The organism is Desulfosediminicola ganghwensis (assembly GCF_005116675.2).
GTDB lineage: Bacteria > Desulfobacterota > Desulfobulbia > Desulfobulbales > Desulfocapsaceae > Desulfopila > Desulfopila ganghwensis.
Genome location: NZ_CP050699.1, coordinates 4,936,004 through 4,954,566, shown reverse-complemented (window position 1 = coordinate 4,954,566; position 18,563 = coordinate 4,936,004). Strand labels below are relative to the sequence as shown.

20 protein-coding genes are annotated in these 18,563 nt (G+C 45.2%); 9 read left to right on the top strand and 11 right to left on the bottom strand.

The genetic code is table 11. From position 1 onward, the window contains the following. Positions 1–11: 11 nt before the first annotated feature. From FCL45_RS21285 to FCL45_RS21270, 4 genes are all read right to left on the bottom strand, one after another. Positions 12–236 carry a hypothetical protein gene (locus tag FCL45_RS21285; RefSeq protein WP_176360080.1) on the bottom strand — a complete coding sequence of 75 codons (225 nt, stop codon included), beginning with the start codon at positions 234–236 and terminating at the stop codon, positions 12–14. A 74-nt stretch (positions 237–310) separates the two neighbouring features. Further along, positions 311–1,792: an SLC13 family permease gene (locus tag FCL45_RS21280; protein ID WP_136797033.1), complete on the bottom strand. Its 1,482-nt coding sequence runs from the start codon at positions 1,790–1,792 to the stop codon at positions 311–313. A gap of 4 nt (positions 1,793–1,796) precedes the next feature. Next, positions 1,797–2,363 carry a CBS domain-containing protein gene (locus FCL45_RS21275; RefSeq protein ID WP_167495742.1) on the bottom strand — a complete coding sequence of 189 codons (567 nt, stop codon included), beginning with the start codon at positions 2,361–2,363 and terminating at the stop codon, positions 1,797–1,799. Positions 2,364–2,398: 35 nt separating this feature from the next. Next, the gene (locus FCL45_RS21270) at positions 2,399–2,842 is read right to left on the bottom strand and encodes a response regulator (RefSeq protein ID WP_136797031.1); all 444 of its coding nucleotides are present in this window, start codon (positions 2,840–2,842) and stop codon (positions 2,399–2,401) included. A 646-nt stretch (positions 2,843–3,488) separates the two neighbouring features. Here FCL45_RS21270 and FCL45_RS21265 point away from each other — a divergent pair. From FCL45_RS21265 to FCL45_RS21230, 8 genes are all read left to right on the top strand, one after another. Continuing rightward, a complete protein-coding gene (locus tag FCL45_RS21265) occupies positions 3,489–4,718 on the top strand; it encodes a response regulator (protein ID WP_136797030.1) in 1,230 nt (409 codons plus the stop codon). Positions 4,719–4,745: 27 nt separating this feature from the next. Continuing rightward, positions 4,746–5,186, top strand: coding sequence for a response regulator (locus tag FCL45_RS21260; RefSeq protein WP_136797029.1), 441 nt, complete (start codon positions 4,746–4,748; stop codon positions 5,184–5,186). Between the two features lie 65 nt (positions 5,187–5,251). After that, positions 5,252–6,673 carry a sigma-54 interaction domain-containing protein gene (locus tag FCL45_RS21255; protein ID WP_136797028.1) on the top strand — a complete coding sequence of 474 codons (1,422 nt, stop codon included), beginning with the start codon at positions 5,252–5,254 and terminating at the stop codon, positions 6,671–6,673. Between the two features lie 174 nt (positions 6,674–6,847). Further along, positions 6,848–7,204 (top strand): hypothetical protein, encoded by a 357-nt coding sequence (locus FCL45_RS21250; protein ID WP_136797027.1) that lies wholly within the window; start codon positions 6,848–6,850, stop codon positions 7,202–7,204. Then, the gene (locus tag FCL45_RS21245) at positions 7,201–8,919 is read left to right on the top strand and encodes a sensor histidine kinase (RefSeq protein ID WP_136797026.1); all 1,719 of its coding nucleotides are present in this window, start codon (positions 7,201–7,203) and stop codon (positions 8,917–8,919) included. The genes FCL45_RS21250 and FCL45_RS21245 overlap by 4 nt, the downstream gene beginning before the upstream one ends. 8 nt (positions 8,920–8,927) lie before the next feature. Further along, positions 8,928–9,356 carry a response regulator gene (locus FCL45_RS21240; protein WP_228721392.1) on the top strand — a complete coding sequence of 143 codons (429 nt, stop codon included), beginning with the start codon at positions 8,928–8,930 and terminating at the stop codon, positions 9,354–9,356. Positions 9,357–9,428: 72 nt separating this feature from the next. Further along, a complete protein-coding gene (locus FCL45_RS21235; RefSeq protein WP_136797025.1) occupies positions 9,429–10,094 on the top strand; it encodes a sensor histidine kinase in 666 nt (221 codons plus the stop codon). 780 nt (positions 10,095–10,874) lie between these two features. Further along, positions 10,875–11,582, top strand: a complete 708-nt coding sequence (locus FCL45_RS21230; protein WP_167495741.1) for a M48 family metallopeptidase — start codon at positions 10,875–10,877, stop codon at positions 11,580–11,582. A gap of 231 nt (positions 11,583–11,813) precedes the next feature. Here FCL45_RS21230 and FCL45_RS21225 read toward each other — a convergent pair whose 3' ends face one another. Then, on the bottom strand, positions 11,814–12,209 hold the full coding sequence (locus FCL45_RS21225) for an H-NS histone family protein (protein WP_136797023.1): 396 nt from the start codon (positions 12,207–12,209) through the stop codon (positions 11,814–11,816). A 790-nt stretch (positions 12,210–12,999) separates the two neighbouring features. Next, entirely contained in the window at positions 13,000–14,076 is a 1,077-nt protein-coding gene (locus tag FCL45_RS21220) for a uroporphyrinogen decarboxylase/cobalamine-independent methonine synthase family protein (protein WP_136797022.1), read from the bottom strand. Positions 14,077–14,386: 310 nt separating this feature from the next. Here FCL45_RS21220 and FCL45_RS21215 point away from each other — a divergent pair, with 310 nt between their 5' ends. Then, complete coding sequence (locus FCL45_RS21215; protein ID WP_136797021.1) at positions 14,387–14,668, top strand: hypothetical protein; 282 nt, start codon at positions 14,387–14,389, stop codon at positions 14,666–14,668. 337 nt (positions 14,669–15,005) lie between these two features. On the opposite strand, the gene FCL45_RS21210 is transcribed toward FCL45_RS21215, so the two are convergent. The 5 genes from FCL45_RS21210 to FCL45_RS21190 form a co-directional block, all read right to left on the bottom strand. Further along, on the bottom strand, positions 15,006–15,668 hold the full coding sequence (locus FCL45_RS21210) for an alpha/beta hydrolase (protein ID WP_136797020.1): 663 nt from the start codon (positions 15,666–15,668) through the stop codon (positions 15,006–15,008). Positions 15,669–15,727: 59 nt separating this feature from the next. Continuing rightward, a complete protein-coding gene (locus FCL45_RS21205; protein ID WP_167495740.1) occupies positions 15,728–16,345 on the bottom strand; it encodes a plasmid pRiA4b ORF-3 family protein in 618 nt (205 codons plus the stop codon). Positions 16,346–16,747: 402 nt separating this feature from the next. Next, positions 16,748–17,065 (bottom strand): hypothetical protein, encoded by a 318-nt coding sequence (locus FCL45_RS21200; protein WP_136797018.1) that lies wholly within the window; start codon positions 17,063–17,065, stop codon positions 16,748–16,750. Positions 17,066–17,068: 3 nt separating this feature from the next. Continuing rightward, positions 17,069–17,779: a ParA family protein gene (locus tag FCL45_RS21195; RefSeq protein ID WP_136797017.1), complete on the bottom strand. Its 711-nt coding sequence runs from the start codon at positions 17,777–17,779 to the stop codon at positions 17,069–17,071. 223 nt (positions 17,780–18,002) lie between these two features. Then, complete coding sequence (locus FCL45_RS21190; RefSeq protein WP_136797016.1) at positions 18,003–18,353, bottom strand: DsrE family protein; 351 nt, start codon at positions 18,351–18,353, stop codon at positions 18,003–18,005. Positions 18,354–18,563 lie beyond the last annotated feature (210 nt).

Genomic DNA, 18,563 nt, shown 5'->3' with positions numbered 1-18,563 from the left:
AAATAAGTTAATTAATTGTACATGTTCGGTTTTCTGCGACGAAAAACCCGACAGGAAGAAGAATCAGCAGGGACACGAACCAGTTCTTCCTCCTGCCAGGTGGGAGGCCTATTGCCTTGTGCATCTTGATGTAATCCGAACAGCTTATGTATATATTGCCCAACCATTATGCCGATGACCGGGATAATTGGCAGCAGTAAGCAGATAAGGGCAAAATCTAAAATTGGGATATTCATAGTCTTATGAGTCTCTGTTTTGGGTTCGCGCACCTGCCAACGGTTGATACATCGGCAGATGCGTGAAGCTCACTTTATACTGGTACCTTGACGGTCATGCCCATCAGGGGCCAGATAACTGTGACGGCAAGCCAGGTGACCGCGAGGAGCAGGCCTGAGGCAGGTATGCCGTACAAGAAAAATTCGCCGGTGGTAAATTGTTTCGAGTTGTAGGCAATTGCATTAGGTGCGGCTCCTACCAGTAGCAGGAATGGCATACCTGCTACAACCAGGGAGGAGAAGAGAATTACTTCTCCGGATACTCCGAGGTATGGAGCGATAACCAGAGCCACAGGCAGTGAAATTGCGATTGCAGCAACGTTCATGATGAAGTTGGTCATCATCATGACGAAGAAGGCCATACCCATGATAAAAACGATTGCGGGTGCTTCGGCGAAAAGCTGCAGCCAGTTGACCGCCAGCCATTTTGCTGCTCCTGTCTCCCACAGGCAGTATCCGATCGACATGGCACCTGCAAAGAGCAGGATAATGTTCCAGGGAATCATCTCGAGATCGTCAATATCAAGGATCCTGAGCAGGAAGAAGGCAATGGTTGACATCAGCATAAGCCCGGTCTTGTCAAGGCTGGACAGCGCTGGTATGAAGTTCTGCAATGCGATAAGGCAAATGGTGCCCAGGATAACTGCAAGTGCTATGAGTTCATTTTTGGTCCAGCTGCCAAGGTCTTTATACATCTGTTTGGAGCGCTCTTTGAGGCCTTCAATCTCAGCTTTTTCTGGTTTGAAAAAGATCATGGTGAAGCCCCAGAGCAGAAAAACCATCAGCCAGCCTACGGGGGCCATGTACATGGTGAGTTCAAAGAAAGAAATCTCAACTCCCATAATATCTTTGTAAAAATCGAGAGCGACAACGCCTCGTGCGGCACCGAGCAGGGTGACAATACTGCCTGCGCCGGCAACGAAGGCCATGCCTATGAAGAGTCCTTTGCCAAATTTGGTCGGTTCGTCACTGTCTGTGTACAGTGCGTAAATGGTCATCAGGAGCGGAAACATTGTCGCCGCAACAGCTGTATGAGCCATAAGATGCGTCATCAAGGCGGTCATGACAAAGCATCCAAGGTAGATCAGGCTGGTTTTGTTGCCTATAATCGACAGCATTTTGTAGGCAATTCTTTTGGTAAGGCCAGTTTTTGTGAAGACCATACCAATGACAATTGAGCCAAAGATGAAGAGAACGGAAGGAGCCATGAAATCACGAAAGGCTACTCCGGCAGGCCTGATGAGGAAAAGGGCCTGTACTGCACCGATAGTAAGACTCGTAACACCGATGGGTACAACTTCAAAAACCCACCATGTTGCTGCAAGAACGAAAAGGGCAAGCGCACCTTTTGCCTCACGGCTCAGAGTATAACTTTCACCTAATGGGTCGAGGGCATCAGGCCATGGCGGACACCAGTAGATGAGCGCAAAAAGGCCGATTCCAAGGAACATAAAGAACAGGCGCCGCACATCGAAAGAGACAGCTTGATTTTTGATTTGTGTTGTTGTTTCACTCATAAGACTATCCTTCAGTAGTAAATGTATAGTTCGCATTGAACTCAGGCTGGAAGCCGGCAGCGAGGGCTGTAAAGACATCCTCGAGCCTTACAGCTCCGAGCAATACGTTGTTTTCTATTACTGGCAATACGCTGCTCTCCGTTCTAAGCAGGTGATCCAGCGCTTCAAGCACGTGGCATGAAGGCGTCACGGATGGCAGGGTTTGCGGGACAGACAGATATTCTCCAATGGTGGTGGTTGATTTACGCTGACATTCACATTTGAACCAATCATCTATGGCTACAATGGTGTCTGCGTAGGAGTCTCTGTCTTTGAGTGGAAAATGTGAAGCGAGGGGTTCTATAGCAGGGCCAAAAAAATTCTTTAATATTGACCGAAGTTCAAACTGGCCAATATATTCACCCGCTTCGTTTACTACTAACAGGCTGTCGAAATGTATGCGACAGCCTGTTTCAGATCGATTCCCAGTGAGCAGATCGATACCTTTGCTCAACGACTCCCCTTTTTCTATATATGGGTAGGTCCCTAAGGGGATTGATATTTCCCTGACAATTGAGATATCTATCTTCAAAATGCAGCTCCCTGTTTGAATAGTTCTATAAAGCTTTAACTAAAACTTGGCATAATCTGAGGAAGAACTGGACTCGAACTCTTCCTTTTGCCTGTTTTTCTTCGGTGAAGTGTCGCTGCAGCAATTTTCTGCACGAGTTTACCGACCTGAACAGGTTTCTGGAGAAAATCGGAGACGCCAACCTTGAGAGCTTTCGCAGAAATCTCGATGCAACCATAGGGAGTGAGAGCGATTATAGGTATGGTTGGATCGATTTTTTTTAATCTTCTCGTGGTCTCAAGACTGGTAAGGCTATCCGGAGAAGAGATGTCCATTACTATGGCATCGTATTCCTGTCTTTCAACCTTGCTGAAAGCGTCTTCTCTTGTTGTAGAAGTATTGACACGCAGATCCCTCATCTTTAATCGTGCAGAGAGCGCTTTTACGAAGTTCACTTCGTCATCAACCAAAAGAACACGTGCTGTAGTTTTGTCCGTCATACCTTCCCTCAATCGCTTTTATTTGAAAAAGGAGTAATCCAATATTTATATCTATACGGTATCGCTGTGTTGCTCTTTACCGGATACTGCTCACTTGTAGCAACCAGCATGCCATGTCACTAACAAATCAAATAAAAATAATGAAAACAAGCTGATGTGGCCACTAGCCGGGTGGCTGGATTTCTGGTAGGCGTGCTTCTCTGGAAAAGAAAAGTGGCAAATTGAAACATTTTAATACACAATATAGCATGTCGTTACAAAGTGTATTATTTTGTTGTGTGAGGAGTGCGTCAGGGGAATCAAACCTGGTTGTACCCTGGGTAAGCCAAAGAAGAGTTCTGTATTTTTTGAGAGAGGAACTGTTGAAGAGGCAGACGAGTTCGTGGGAGTGTGTAATAAAAAGATAATTAATATCTTTCCAGATGATTAAGGTTGTATCTGAAGGTGGTGGGGACGAGAGATAGCGTTTTGCAGCCGGGTGTTTGCAGAAGTTAAGTGTTGTAGAATCATGGGTTAGTTCAAGCTCTTAAAGAGCGGTTGATGTGGTTTGGTGTATCTGGCACGGAGAATGCATATGGTGAATTAGCTATGGTTAAACAATGTATCTGTCCACTAGACGTATTATAAAACAAAAGAGAGGTTCTCTATGTCATCAATAGCTATTTACCCATGCACATCTATACCGGCGAGTGATGTCGTCAAAGATATTGCCGAATCACTCGATCTAACGCTTTACAAAGATAATGATCTTTTTGCCGATACGTCCAGAAGGTACGGAACCAGTATTGATAAACTTGAGCAGGCGCTCTATGGCAAGACTTCAGTGTTTAATCAGTTTACTCTTGAAAGGGAGAAGTTGGTCAATCAGCTTAAGTCAGTTCTCGGAGAAAAACTGGTTAGTAAAGAAGAATTTCTTTTTTCAGGTTCAATTTCTTTCTTGATATCCGATCAAATCTCCCATGTGCTCAAGGTACTTCTGGCCGACACCAAGCAGTCGAGAATTGATAATGCGATAGTTGAGGGTAAGGTTTCTGAGAAAGAGGCTCAAAAAATTATTCGCAACGACGATCTCAAAGTGTACTACCTTACGGATTTCCTTTTCAAGAAAGAGGCGTATGATGCTTCACTGTATGATCTGGTTGTGCCTCTTGAAGGAAAGTCGAGAGAAGAAATTGTCTCTGTAGTATCCCAGTACTTCCACAAAACCTCAGTGTTACGGACCAGCGAGTCGCAACTCGAAGCAGAGGATCTGTTGCACGAATGCAGGGTGAACTTCGCGCTTTTAAATAGTGGTCACAAGGTGAAGGTCTTTGTTAAAGACGGATTGGTGAAGCTGAAGGTTGAAAAATCGGTTCTCAATTTCACCAAGCTGGTTAATGAGTTGAAAACAATCGTTACAAATCAGGTTGATGCGGTTAAAGAGGTAGTGGTTGAGAAGTCTCCTGAGTACAATGATTCTATTTACAGACGGCAGAAATTCGATTTGCCATCAAAAGTATTGTTTGTCGATGATGAAAAAGAGTTTGTTCAGACTGTTTCCGAACGATTGATCAGCAGGGATGTAGGTACGTATGGCGTATTCAATGGCGAAGAGGCCTTGAATGTTATCGCCGAAGATCGTCCGGATGTTATGGTGCTGGATCTGAAAATGCCTGGTATCTATGGAATTGAAGTGCTGCGTCGCGCCAAAGAGATGGCCCCTGAAGTAGAGGTTATTATCCTTACAGGTCACGGAACCCACCAGGATATGATGGATTGCATGCAACTTGGCGCGTTCGCTTACATGAATAAGCCGGTTGATATAGGGGAGTTGTCAGCTAATATAAAGGCTGCAAACGAGAAAGTCATGGCAGAGAGGATGCAGGCTGTGGCATAGCGTGATGAGTTTGAAGAGGAGAACCAAATGGAGCATACACTGAATACACGAGTGCTGCTGGTGGATGATGAAGAGGAATTTCTCTCAGTTCTTGCCAATAGACTTGAAGCGCGGGATCTTAAAGTAAGCACGGCGACAAGAGGTGAAGAGGCAGTTGCAATTGTCGACCAGAAAGATTTTGACGCAATAATACTCGACATGGCTATGCCTGGTATGGATGGTCTTGAAACATTACAAAAAATAAAGGAAAAACATCCCGATGCCGAGATAATCATCCTCACCGGACACGGCAGCATCAAGGCTGGCGTGGAGGCTATGAAGCTCGGAGCAGAGGATTTTCTTGAAAAACCAGTTGATATTCGTGAGCTGATGGAGAAAATCCAAGACGCGAAAGAAAAGCGGGTACTCATCCTGCAAAAAAAATCTCAAGAGGAAATAGAAAAGATCCTCAAGAGCAAATCCTGGTAAATAGAGCCGGATGCACTTCCTGTCAGAGGTGCATCCGGCTTTTGTATAATTAAGGAGCTGTATAAATGGCTGTGCTCTTTACTCCTGACTACCTGACAATGCTGGAAGGTATCCCGTATCCTGCAATGATCCTGAATGACAGGTCGCGTATTCAGGCCATGAACCGGCTTATGCAGGCCATAACAGGGTACGCCATTGAAAACGTACGCGGGGTACATGGCGAGCTGGTGGTGCGCAGCAATGCCGGTAATACCAGGGGCCAGAATTACAACAAAGTCCTGCAAACCGGTGAACCGATGTCGGTGACCGGTGACATCCTCAATCGCTTTCGGCGAAAGATTCCCACGCTTTATCATATTTCCCGTATAAAAGATGCACAGCAGAGTCTCGGTCTGCTGGTAATTGTCGAGGATACCACCGGCAGAGCCAGTGAGGGCGATGCTGTCGAAAACAATTACGCATCTCAGGAATTGATAGGGCACAGTCCTCAGATGCAGAAAGTATTCGACATGATTCCACTCATGTCGCAGACAGATGCTTCTGTTTTGATTACCGGTGAGACAGGAACCGGCAAGGATAAGATAGCAGAGCTTATCCATGCAGAATCGAGCAGGGCAAGGTATCCATTCATTAAAGTGAATTGCGGTGCGCTACCGACCGATTTGCTCGAGTCCGAACTCTTTGGTCACGTGAAGGGCGCTTTTACTGGTGCGACCAGGAATAAGCAGGGAATGTTCAAGCTTGCTGACCGTGGTACTCTGTTTCTGACCGAAATTGGTGATATGCCACTGCCGTTGCAGGTGAAACTGCTGTCTGTACTGGATGATAGCAAGTTTATACCGGTAGGTGGTGAGCAGAGTGTGGAGGTTGACGTCCGTATAATTGCGGCTACTCATCGACCGCTGAGGGAACAGGTGAAACGAAATGAATTCAGAGAAGACCTGTTTTACCGGCTTAATGTTCTCCACGTCCATTTGCCTTCACTCCGGGAGCGTCAATCTGATATCCGTTATCTTCTGGATCACTTTCTGCAGAAATTCAATAAAGCCCTTGGTAAAAACATTGTTGGTTTTACGCCATTGGCAAGCCAGATCCTCTCTGCCTATGCTTTCCCCGGCAATGTCAGGGAGTTAAGAAATATAGTAGAATATGCAGTAAATGTTTGTAAGCGCAAAAAGATTAGTGACCAGAATCTCCCGCCCTACATTTTCGATAAACAGCTGATTGTGTCTGAAATGGTTACAACAGAGCCGGAAAGTGTGCCCGATTCCAAGGCCCAGGTTAAGGCCGCAGTTGCGCTGGAACCCGCGATCGGCATAACGGATGGCAGCAGTGGCAATGGCAATGAGAGCTGGGGCGATATCGAAAGGCAGATGATTGTTGACGCTCTGCTTACCAATGGTGGAAATCGCACGACGACATCTGAGCAACTGGGGTGGGGCCGTATGAAGCTGTGGAGAAAGATGAAAAAATACGGTTTGCTTTAGGGGTTGCCGGAGTACTACGAGTTTTTACAAATCAAGGTGTCGAGAGAAAAAGATTGAAGTCATATGCTTCTTGTTGTGATCAGTAACCTATCTCTCGATAATACCGGGTTGGGAAAAATGTTCATTTTGACAGCCTCCCGGAGCACAGTAATTAAAATTTCGGGTTGAACTGGTATGCGAAAACTATTAATGCCGATCCAGGGCGATTATGTTGCCCCGCGGTTTGATCTTGCCACTGAGGTGTATGTGGCAAGATTTGAAGATGGAAAAGTTATTGGTGAGCCCAAGACGATTATTATGGAAAAGCCTTCAGATGAGGAACTTTGCCACATGATAATCGAAGAGCATATCAGCGATGTCATCTGCGGAGGAATAGAGGAGATTCATTATAATTTCCTTGTCTGGAAAAAAATTGTGGTAAAAGATGGTGTCATCGCAAGATGGGAGGATGCATTTCAACTTCTGCTTGATGGGACACTTGGCCAAGGTGACATTGTGCTCGATGAAAGTGATGCTCTTGGAATCCTATGAGCATACGGAAGATTTTAGGCAAGCTGGATGCCTTCATTCCAGATTCAATGCGGGGCCCGGTGGATCTCGGGACCAAAGAGAGAAATTACCGGCAGCTGAAATCGCTCCTTATGGCAGCGATGCTGGGCATTGCCATGGTACCGTTATTGATGGTGGCAGGCCTCAGTTATTATTACTATAAAGACCTGCTACAGAAATCGGAGCGTGAACAACTTGAGTGGCAACTTGACGGTGCGACGAACTCTATAGAGCATATGGTGGATAGTCTTAAGTCCGCTATCCAGTTTACAACAAAGGGGGATCGCTATGGTGAGCTGCTCGATCAGCAAAACCTGGAGGAACTGCTATCGAGGATGCAGTACCACTACGGCTTTTTTGCAGATCTGGGGGTAATCGACGCCAACGGAATCCAGCAAGCCTATAGCGGTCCGTACGGATTGACTGGCACTGATTATCACAATGAAAAGTGGTTCAGGGATATCGCTGATGGCGGTGTTCATATTAGTCGGGTAACCACAGGTTTTCGCAAAGCCGCTCATTTTGCAGTGGCAGTAAGTGCCATCGACCCGGTTACCAGACAGGTCTGGGTGTTGCGAGCGACCATCGACTCATCGACTCTGCAAAAATTCATAGACACTATAAAGACCGCAGCTACCGATGACGTGTTTCTGGTGGACGATGAAGGAATTCTCCAGACCTCTTCCAGGTTCTATGGTGAAACCCTGTCCCGTTTCAGTCAGGAAATACCTGCGGGAATTCGCTCCGGCATTTTAGATGATGGTGCAAATGTCTTTGAGGCTATCGGCATCATTGAAGATACGCCTTGGTCTGTGGTCATTCTCAAAAAGCACTATTTGCAGCAGGAAGAGTGGCAGGATTTCAGAAAGAAACTGTTTCTCATTGTTTTCAGTTGTATGCTGGCCGGTATTCTGGTGGTCGTTGTGTTGGTTGAAAAACTGACTGATATGATAAAGAAAACAGATGAGTTACAGCTGACGATGCTGAAAGAGGCCGAACACACCAATAAGCTTGCCTCAATCGGTCGTCTGGCTGCCGGTGTCGGCCATGAGATAAATAACCCGCTTGCTATAATCGATCAAAAGTCCGGGCTGATTGAAGACCTGCTGCTTATGGGGGAAGATTTTCAGTATAAGGGTGTGATCCTGAAAAATCTTGAAGGTATCAATACCAGTGTAGGGCGCTGTAAAACTATTACCCATCGCTTGCTTGGTTTCGCTCGCCGGGGTGATAACAGGCTGGAGACTCTTCAGGTCTGTGACGTGCTGACCGAGGTTCTGCAATTTCTTGAGAACTCAATGGTGAAAAAGAGAATAACTGTCGATCTGCAAAAAAATGAAGATCTTCCCTTGCTCAGGAGTGACAAGTTTCAGTTACAGCAGATTTTCCTGAATATCATTAACAATGCCATTGATGCCATCGGTGAAGATGGCCTTGTCTCCATTAACAGTTATGTGGTAGCCGGAGATATTCGGGTAGTTATACAGGATGATGGGGCGGGCATGTCGGAGGAGGTTGCTGCACATATCTTCGAGCCGTTTTTTACCACGAAAGAACAAGGCAAAGGTACTGGCCTCGGTCTCTCAATCACCTATGGTCTGGTGAAGAAGCTAGGTGGCGATATCACCGTAAGATCCCAGGTTGGAAAAGGGACAGCATTCACAATTACTTTACCAATTAATAATGAATCAGTATGAAGGTGCGGATGAACTCTACAAGTGATGATAAACACAAAATGTCTGAATCAGGATTGAATGAGGCTGAGCCCCCTAAAATCAAACTTCTTATTGCTGATGATGAACAAGAGTTTGCTGCAACTCTGTTAGCTCGACTGGAGCTAAGGAACTTCGACGTTACTACCGTTGCGAGTGGGACAGAGGCCATTGCAGCAGTTGAGGAGGCAATGCCGGATGTGATGGTGCTCGACTTGAAAATGCCGGATCTGGATGGATTGGAAGTACTGGCTCAACTACGCAAAAAATATTCTGACCTCAAGGTGATAATTCTTACAGGGCATGGTTCTTTCGAAGCTGGAAGAGAAGGGATGGAGCTGGGTGCTTTTGATTATCTTATGAAACCGGTTGACCTGAATAAGTTGATTGAAGTGGTTCGGGATGCTCACCGGCAGGGATGATCTGGCAATTACAGCTTCCTGGCAGATTGGATATCGATCAAATGCTGGTTCAATAACATGGGTGTAGAAAGCATGAGTGGAATATATACTGCAGAGAAAGTCTGCCTTGATGTGGTTGCTGAGGTATCGGCAATGGTTACTCACGAGGTGAATAATTCATTAGCTGTGATCAACGAGAATGCAGGCTATCTGGATGATCTGGTATTGATGGTCGGAGAGGACGGTGAATTACCTGCCGAGCGGGTTAAACGATCTGTAACTTCAATAGCTTCTCAAGTGCGAAGAACCAATAACCTGATGAAAAAGCTGAACAGGTTCGCCCATAGCGGTGATGAGCCTGTGGCAGCGATAGACCTCGTTGAATCTCTGCAGGTAATGATAACCCTGACGGGCCGTAAGGCGGACTCCTCGGAGATTTCTGTGGGCCTGGAAAGCGTGGACCCGGTGATTATAACCACAAAACCGCAGATGGTGTATACTCTCATCTATCTCTGTTTAAGGCATCTATACCAGGAAGCTGGTGCTGGTAGTGTCGTGAAGTGCGAGGTGTATCGCTCTGAGGATGAAGAAGAAGTTGCGGTTTTACGATTCCAGGTAACTGCACAACAGGGGGCAAACTTTTCAAAGCTGCCTGAAGATAGATCCCTGGCCTTGATTATCGCGGAAGTCAGTGCGAAGGTGCAGACTGAGAACGATGGTATACTGGTAAAATTGCCACACAGTTCTTCTATGGCATAATACACAGGCTATCTGCCCCTCCCCAGCGTCTCATCAGTTCAAGCGATCTCAGCTTCGACCTTTGTGGTTATAAGCCTTCGTAATCTGCCTGGTTAAGATTCATTTTGATGACCGCCGAGGCTCAAGCAGGGAGTGACCAGGAGTCAGGCGTATAAGCGGTGTATGCTGAACCAATACTCTCGTTAACTTATTTACCTGATATTAAATCAAAAAATGCAATGTAATAAATTAGAGCCGTTTATGATGTAGTTCCCTCCTCCCCCCTTTCTCCTATCCCCTCACAAATCTTAAACTGAAGTTTTGTGGTAATTAGATACAATTTTATAGTTGGAAAGGTTTAATTTAATACGAGGTAGATCGGATCAAAATTGTTGAGTATTGTGGTTCTTTCACCCATGAGGAGGGTATCTTCGTCTGAGTTGACTTTGCCCGGTTTGTTTTCAAGCTGGGCTTTTTTGTGTTTTGGGAGTGTCGTTTCCTGTAAAGTTGTAAGAATTATTCCGTCGAACATTGCTTGAAAAGATGTGAAACCAGTGTTCAATATGGTTTGAAAAGCTTGAAGACAATGGCTTGGGTATGAGCACTGTGTGGGAAACTAAAGGGGTATTGTGTCGATTTTCGTGTAGTTCGTTGAAGGGGTCCGGCAATTGTTGAAGGGCGTCAAAAGGATGTGGTACAGATTATTGGTTTTAATTGGATTGCACCTACAATGTCTTTGCCGCATAACAGTGAAAATCCAATAATTTTTTTAAAGTGAGATACGTGAGAAGGCCTCGAGTTGTGAAAAGCAAGACTATTAAAGTCGATAATATCCAGGTGGAGGTTTTCTGGAAAAAGATTAAAAACATTAATCTTCGGATCAAATCACCAGCGGGCAATGTTGTTGTGTCCGCACCAGTGGGGGTATCTGATTACACAATAATTGAACTCATTCGAGCGAAATATCAATGGATATGTGAAAAACAGTCCTTGTTACAACGTGAAGTAGCCGAAAATAAAACAAAAAAGAATACCGATGCCGAAATATTCTTTAAGGGATGTAAATATCCTGTCGAAGTACGCTATAACGCAGGAAAAGATAGTCTGAATTTCCATGATGATGGCAAAATCATTGTTCAATCAAAGAATGTGTTATCGGTTAGTGAGTTGGAGAATCTCGTCAATGGCTGGTATCGGTATCATCTTAAGTTGAAAATACCTGAATTGCTTAAGAGTTGGTTGCCGGTTATTGGGGTTGAACTCAATGAGTGGAGAATACGCCGTATGAAGACGCGGTGGGGGAGTTGTAACATCGTCAAGCGAAGGATCTGGCTAAATCTGGATCTTGCCAAGTTGCCGCCTGAATGTCTTGAATATGTAGTGGTCCATGAACTTGTGCATCTACATGAGCGGAAACACAATGCCCGATTCTGGGGATTGGTTGAAGCGTTTTTGCCAGATTGGAGGGAGAGTCGTAAAAAATTACGGGAATGGGAAGTCGCAATGTGAAACTGTTTTCGTGGAGATATGCAGGTGCGTAATTGAGATGAGTTGTTATCAATCTTATTATTTGAAGGTGCTTTTTTCCGCGTCTTTTGCTGACGTAACTGCTGGTGCTTTTTATGAAATACGGTGTTGCTTCAAAAAAATAAAGCCATTCAGCCTCTATCACGAATGACTCAGACGATAGAGGGAACGGCTTTGTGTCTGTGACCAACAGTACCTAGGTCAGGAACATCCTTATTTGATCAGGAAGTTCTCCAGGGACTCACCTGCGTCTACGCGTGCTTTAAAGACATTTGGCATGCGACCTTGACCTGTCCAGGTAATACGCTCACCTGCTTCATTCATGATCTCGTATTTAGGTGGTCTTGGTGCTCTTTTACCTTTCTTGACTGGTGCGTCGGTTACCAGATCATCTAATTTAATGCCATCGGCTGCCATCATCTCCCGATATTTCGCAATTTTTTCAAGACGCTCTGCATCGGCACGTTTAAACTCTTCTTCCTGCTCCAATCTGTCTTCGATGATCTTATCAAGCTTGGCTTTAATTTCTTCAAGTTGCTCGATTGTCATTTCTTTGGTTGCACTTTTGAAACGACGTGCGTGGGTTATAACTTTGATGAATTCTTCCATGATATATCCTTATAAAATGTTGTGTATGAATCGGGCCTGAAATATTTCTTAATGATAATATAGTTTTTCAACTATGCAAGAAATTTTCAAGGAAAATATTACTGTAAACGGGTCTATATTTTAAAAAAGTGATTCGAAAAGATTACAATTACAATGTACTTTTGAACCTTTATTAAAGACAGGAAATATATTTTTTTCATATTTAGAGGTAGTTGCGCGATATAGGGGCTGCCGGGCCAAGTGCGTTGGCAGGCAAAAGGAAGGCTAGTGATTCATATATGTTTCTTAAAAATCTGTAATAAAACAGTATATAAGATTTGCTGGTTTTGGGCTTTTGTGCTTGGAATTCTCCATGCAACGAAGCGCTGGATTACAACTTATGTCGGTCGATACTATATAAAAATGAGTGTTTTTAGGGGAAGGACCACGAATAGGATTACCTGGTCTGCTTGAAAATATTCCTGATGTATAGATTCTTATTCAATATGATATCCTGAGTAGGGCAATTTATGGAGTTACACTAGTGAATTCACATCACTGACGGGGAATATAACCTTTAGGCAGAGGGCAGCAGTGAAAATGAAATACATAATAGTCTTAAAGGTCAGAAAGCTGAGCGGGCAAGGTCCTTCTGCGCAGTCCACGCTGGTTCGCATGCCGGGTTATCTCATGGATATCGAAAATAATGCTTGGCAGCTAAGTGAATGAAATACGACTTTTATATATGACGTGAGGTTATCCCTGATTCCCACCCGAAAGGTTCGATTTGAGAGAATACAGCAATTCTCATTCATGGAGTCATGAACTTCTTCTGTATCTCATAAGAGAGTGTGCTGTTCATTTCAAGAACATCCAGAGCTGTATTCAAAGGCAGTGAGCCGGTTCCACAAGAAGGAGTTATGAAGACCCGTTGAAGGAGACTCTCCTTTACAAATCCTAAGGCGGTAAGTTGGTTGAGTTGGGTTTTAAATTTGTCGAGCAGTGATGTAACAGTTTCTTTGGATATGATTTCAGGATCGCCGGTCGGAACAATTCCCCAGGCAAGAATACCGCCTCTTTGGAGGAAACTGGTAAGCTCCTCTTTAAAGAGAAGCAAATTTTCAAAATAACTATACGCATCGAAACTAATAATATCTGCCTTTGATTGCAGAACAGGAGCCCAGTCACCATTAGCACAGATGTGGACACCAACCAGGGCGCCAGTTGCCCTTATGCCGGAAATAATTTCTGACATAGATTCGGTAACCAATTCTCTGGTAATACCAACAAAGGCGCTCGAGCCGAAACTCACCATTGCAGGTTCATCAATAAAAATGATCGGAGTTTTTATCTTGGCTCGCTGTTGGATTTGCCTGGCCTGCCAGCATCCTTTCATCGTGAGATGTTTGACCAGCATGTCCCTGAGGTTGTCATCATAAAAAATAGATTCTCCTTGTCCGGTTTTAGCGCCAATGCCAGTGGTTATCGGCCCGGTAACCTGTCCTTTAACCGTGTACGAATCGTGCTTGCGCAAGTGAAGGGTATCCAGTAAGACAGAAAATCCCGATGCGCTATCTGCTGCCAGTCTAAAACGAGAATCTTTCAGCAGATCGTGGTTTGCTTCCACAGCCATATATTCTTCATAAAAGGCTGTCATGGAAACAGCGAAGTCCTCTGCCTCGGTGTCTATCCAGAAGCCTTTATTGCTGTCTATCAGTCCTGGAAATCCTGTGAGAAATTGTCGGACCATACCCTCGCGAGGATTCTTCGGCAGTTGTGGCCAAAGAGGTATTTCCGGTGTGTAACGAAGTATAATGTCAGCGGCTTGCTGATGATTGGTAATTGGTAGGCTGCCAATAAGAAGTGGTCGGCAGTTTGGTGTAATCATAAGAAATGCCTCCTCGTGGACGGATGCGGAATGGAAGCTGCGCTATTTTAATAATTCTACTAAAATCCTATACTTCATATAGGCTTCTTTGTCTCTGTTTTACGTTTCGGATGAACTGTTTCTGCCTTGATTGAATTCAATTTTCAACAACTCAAATACATGGTATGAATGGAATTGTAAGTTAGAGAAAAGTGTGTAGCGGTTGATTTCGCGTTTTAGAACCTATTCTCAATATGATTGGTCATTTCAGAACTTTTAACCAATCTCAAAGATGTCTTTTTATGTTCTATAAAAAAGGAGGAGCTACTCTATGGAGTTGAATTTTCTAGAGGTGTTTCTGTACTCATTTTTTGGTGTTGCGGTTGGTTATGCTTTGCTTGCCGGCTTTACACCAATTTTTTATAAAAAAAAGGCATGGGGGCAGCTAACCCGCAATGAATTGAAAGTTAAACAGGGGACTGCCACTATTGAAAACAAGATGGATTTATTGATCCGTTCATTCTTTACAAGTCTCTTCACGTATCAGGTCTATCTGATAGCTTTGCTCATAGCTGTTTTGGTCTATGCTGGAATTAATTACCTGCCGCTATAACGTCACAAAATAAGCAGAATAGCCGCTTACAGGTTGCGGTAGTTATGCTGTTTAAAATGTTCATTACCCTTGAAACTCAGCAAGAACTGGTGAGGAATAGGGGCAAATTTGGCAGTCATCATAACGGGAATGGGAAGAGCCCTATACAATTTTGCCAGTTGGAAGATCGAAAATTAAAGTAGTATCAATCCGTTCGTCGAACTCCCGACTGGTCCCAGCCCGATTTTGCCATAATGTCCCCCTGTCCTGATGAGAGTTCCGGGCTGGTTCCTGTACTGTTTTTAAAGATATCATAATTGCCGGAGGCGGCAAGCTAACAGGTAATCCCTGTGGTGGATTATTTCTTCAGAGTTTGCTGCAGCCAGGCAGAAATGTCCTGTATTTGTTCGAGGCACAGGCTGTGTTCCATGGGATAGCTGCGATAGTTTGCAGCATACCCTTTTTGTTGGAGCAGGGTATGTGCCTTTTTACCCAGGGCCTCGGGGACTACCGGGTCATGTGTGCCGTGATGTATTTCTATTGGGATGTTTCTATTCGCCTCACTCAGTTGAATGTCATCACTGGTGGCGAAGTACGTGGACATCGCAAGCAGTCCGCCAAGAGAGCGTTTGGATGAAAGGCAGCATTGGTATGCTACAGCCCCTCCCTGGGAAAAACCGGCAAGGATGATTCTTTCACTCTGGATACCTGTCTTAACCTGTTCTTCAATAAGGTCGTCGATATAACCGGCAGAGGCCATTAATTGTTTATGATCCACCTTGCGGTCAATGTTCATTTCCAGAATGTCGTACCAGGCAGGCATGACAAATCCGCCATTTATAGTCACCGGCATACTTGGAGCGTGAGGGAAGATGAAGCGGATTCCGATGTCGTCAGGTAATTGCAATTCGGGAATAATGGGTGCGAAATCATTGCCATCAGCCCCAAGACCATGCAGCAGGATGACAGCGCTGTCAGGCGTGGGAGTTGTTTCGATCTGGATCGGATTCAGGTAGTGCATTCGATTCTCAAAAGTTAAAGTTTTCGGTGTCGCTGGTTTGCCATGAGCATAGGTACCGCTCATGGGTTGAATGACGCCAGCAGCGTATTTATCGCGTCATTGTCGCAATGAGCCGGATCAAAATCGGGCTGTATATCGTGCCGGGCTAACAAGGGTCTACGGTTAGCAGGTTCGAGTTCAATTTGTCTGAGTAGTTCAATATACTCATGAATATCATCTATGCCCAGAGGTGGGTTGGCACGATCGCTATCATGCAGCACCGGTTGGCGTGAGTTAACACCTTCGGTAAATATTTCCTGCAGGGTGATCTCGCATTCCCAGCCCCCGCCGTGATCGTGCAGATAGGTGAAAATGAAAGGCATCACATCTTCAAGTTGATAGAGTTTGGTCTTGGCTTCGTCACCAATATCTTGCCTGCCATTGGCAGTTCGGGGCCCGTAAAATATTTTCCCAACAAGAAAAAGATGGCCCGGTTCATTGTTCCAGCCGAAACAGATCTGTATTATTTTGCTCAAGTCACCGAGAGATAATGAGCCGCAGAGATCCAATTCCCGCCAGACAGGTGGAGACGAAAAGCCTAACTCCAGTTTGAGTCTGTAACCCGGGATGACTTTGGGAGTGTCACTGGAGACATCCTGTTCAGTTTTTTTACGAAAATCGTGCTGGATAACTGTCATTGGAATACCTCCGGTTGACAACAACATTGTGCTTGAACCGAGGCTGGGCAATGTGAAGCTGTGGGCCTCGGTAGGGGGCGAGTGAAAGGAGAACTCGATACTAACCTGAATGTATCATCAGGTCTGGCAGTTTCGGGTCCCAAACTTTCGGTTGAGCGATATGGCTGTTTACGGTGTGCGGATTTATGCCCTGCCGGGTGTTAGCCGGTTGAATCACGGAATGATCACGGTCAAATCAGGCTGACCGCATCAACTCCAGATAGCATACTATAAGGCGGCGAGCTATAGCCAAGAGAAATTGCATGAAGCATGGTCAGAGAACCATCCAGCCAATATATGCATAAAACGGATATCGGCTGAATGGCTGGTATGAATTGTAGCACTTGAGATAACAGAATGGCGTTAATAATTGTTTTTATCAAGCCAGGCTACAACCATCTCTTCAATGAAAAACGATTTGTCCAGCTTCTGACCAAGTTTTCTACGCTTGTTCTGCTCACCGGCGTAGGCCATGGTTAGCCTTTCTGCTGTATCTTCAGTTAACAGAAGTGTTTGGCGTACAGAGTTGCCGGCCCGGGGACTGGGGCGGCCGCCCCGGTTTGGAGTATCCGTATTGTCTTGTTTCACACCCTTTTGGGGACTGTTCCCCGAGCCTGCCGCGCGTTGCACGGCACTGCTGATATCCGGAACGATCCTTTTGGCACTTTTAGGTAACGCCATGTACTATGCTCCCTGGTTGTGGGCTATGATTTCTAGGGCAATTTTTTCTATGTCTTTGGCTGCGTTTTGGGCCTGTTTGAACTGCCGATTGTTTTTCCTGACGCTGCTGCAATACTCTTCAAGTGTCATGCCGTCCCTGTTGAAATTCTCAAAGGTCGACCTGCTTGGGAGAACTGATTTCAGACATGAAACCTGGTCTGGCATGATACTGACAAAATAGCTCCGCACATTATCAACGTTAGATTGGGGGTGCACAAATGTTGGTATTATTGCAAAGTCAGCTCTGTTGATCTGCAACCCTTCCTGGATCACAGGCCAGAGATTTCTACCGAAGCTTGCTTCATCGTTGGTGGAGGTTCGCATTGGCACCAGCACCAGATCAGAGAGGTTGAGTGCGAGCTTGGTGGCAAACCCGCCGATTGATTCACCAGGTACATCGAGAATAACCGCTTCATGCTCTTCGATAATTTTCTGCAGCTTGTTTGTCAGGGCATCAAGATCAAGCCCGGCCAGCTGGAAGTAGGAGAGGTTTTTCATCTTACGCTTATTCGCGATGCGTTCGCCTATCCAGTCTGCCAGAGTCCCCTGAGTGTCGAGTTCTACGAGGGCAACCTGGCCGAACTCTTTTTTGAAAGCCCTGGAACAGGCTACACCCAGAGAGAGTGTGGTTTTACCTGTTCCACCCTTGGTCTGCACGAAAGAAAAAATTGCCATACTATAGTTTTGGGTCAGAATTGATGAGTGATGTTAATGCAGCACTGGTGCGCAAAAACGTACATACGTTTATGGGTATAAATGTATGTGGGTATAGGGTCTTGTCCACGCGCCACTATATTGTGGGCTCTCAGATTGTGCAAGATGGAAAATGAAGGAAAGTGCTAGGGAAAACAGGTTCCTGCGCTCATAATGCAGACAGAGCGCAGGAAAACAGGGAATGTTAAAAGTTGAATACCTGAGATTCGGCTGCCATATCAATGAGGTGAGGGCCGCCGTCAAGTGCCATATTGGAGTGAAATTGTGCTTCGTCCAGGTTACGGTTTTTGGCGCATGGGGTACATACCCCGACCTGGACTTCGTTTTCGACAAGATAGGGAAGGTAATCGTTGACGCAGTCACCAGTGATGGTTCTTTCATTTCCGTCTCTGGTTTTTACCGCCCAGTCGACACCGCTATCGATAAAAAACAGATTTACCAGATGCCCCTTGGAGTGAGCGATCTTTGCGAATTGAAAGCAACGGGTCGCTTTTTCATTGTCATTGTGGCGCAGAACAAACAGAAAATTAGCCATTGTTTACCCTCCTTGATGTATGCGTTAGTGTTGGATGAATGATGCATAAAATCATATGAGTAGAGGTACTCCTTTAGCTGTGTAAAGGCAATAATATAGTGTGCATAAACAATAAATAACTCATTGTTGCATCGATCCTCTAAGCGGTTGCTGGTGGGTTTAAATACAGAAGTAAGATGATGATTGGTGGTTATTTTTACCGACCAATGG

Excerpts from the sequence above, each read along its gene's own strand:
- FCL45_RS21270 (WP_136797031.1), bottom strand. The coding sequence starts at position 2,842 with ATGACGGACAAAACTACAGCACGTGTTCTTTTGGTTGATGACGAAGTG.
- FCL45_RS21245 (WP_136797026.1), top strand. The coding sequence starts at position 7,201 with ATGAGCATACGGAAGATTTTAGGCAAGCTGGATGCCTTCATTCCAGAT.
- FCL45_RS21250 (WP_136797027.1), top strand. The coding sequence starts at position 6,848 with ATGCGAAAACTATTAATGCCGATCCAGGGCGATTATGTTGCCCCGCGG.
- FCL45_RS21215 (WP_136797021.1), top strand. The coding sequence starts at position 14,387 with ATGGAGTTGAATTTTCTAGAGGTGTTTCTGTACTCATTTTTTGGTGTT.
- FCL45_RS21205 (WP_167495740.1), bottom strand. The coding sequence starts at position 16,345 with ATGACAGTTATCCAGCACGATTTTCGTAAAAAAACTGAACAGGATGTC.
- FCL45_RS21210 (WP_136797020.1), bottom strand. The coding sequence starts at position 15,668 with ATGCACTACCTGAATCCGATCCAGATCGAAACAACTCCCACGCCTGAC.
- FCL45_RS21265 (WP_136797030.1), top strand. The coding sequence starts at position 3,489 with ATGTCATCAATAGCTATTTACCCATGCACATCTATACCGGCGAGTGAT.
- FCL45_RS21220 (WP_136797022.1), bottom strand. The coding sequence starts at position 14,076 with ATGATTACACCAAACTGCCGACCACTTCTTATTGGCAGCCTACCAATT.
- FCL45_RS21285 (WP_176360080.1), bottom strand. The coding sequence starts at position 236 with ATGAATATCCCAATTTTAGATTTTGCCCTTATCTGCTTACTGCTGCCA.
- FCL45_RS21200 (WP_136797018.1), bottom strand. The coding sequence starts at position 17,065 with ATGGCGTTACCTAAAAGTGCCAAAAGGATCGTTCCGGATATCAGCAGT.
- FCL45_RS21280 (WP_136797033.1), bottom strand. The coding sequence starts at position 1,792 with ATGAGTGAAACAACAACACAAATCAAAAATCAAGCTGTCTCTTTCGAT.
- FCL45_RS21255 (WP_136797028.1), top strand. The coding sequence starts at position 5,252 with ATGGCTGTGCTCTTTACTCCTGACTACCTGACAATGCTGGAAGGTATC.
- FCL45_RS21235 (WP_136797025.1), top strand. The coding sequence starts at position 9,429 with ATGAGTGGAATATATACTGCAGAGAAAGTCTGCCTTGATGTGGTTGCT.
- FCL45_RS21240 (WP_228721392.1), top strand. The coding sequence starts at position 8,928 with ATGAACTCTACAAGTGATGATAAACACAAAATGTCTGAATCAGGATTG.
- FCL45_RS21225 (WP_136797023.1), bottom strand. The coding sequence starts at position 12,209 with ATGGAAGAATTCATCAAAGTTATAACCCACGCACGTCGTTTCAAAAGT.
- FCL45_RS21190 (WP_136797016.1), bottom strand. The coding sequence starts at position 18,353 with ATGGCTAATTTTCTGTTTGTTCTGCGCCACAATGACAATGAAAAAGCG.
- FCL45_RS21195 (WP_136797017.1), bottom strand. The coding sequence starts at position 17,779 with ATGGCAATTTTTTCTTTCGTGCAGACCAAGGGTGGAACAGGTAAAACC.
- FCL45_RS21260 (WP_136797029.1), top strand. The coding sequence starts at position 4,746 with ATGGAGCATACACTGAATACACGAGTGCTGCTGGTGGATGATGAAGAG.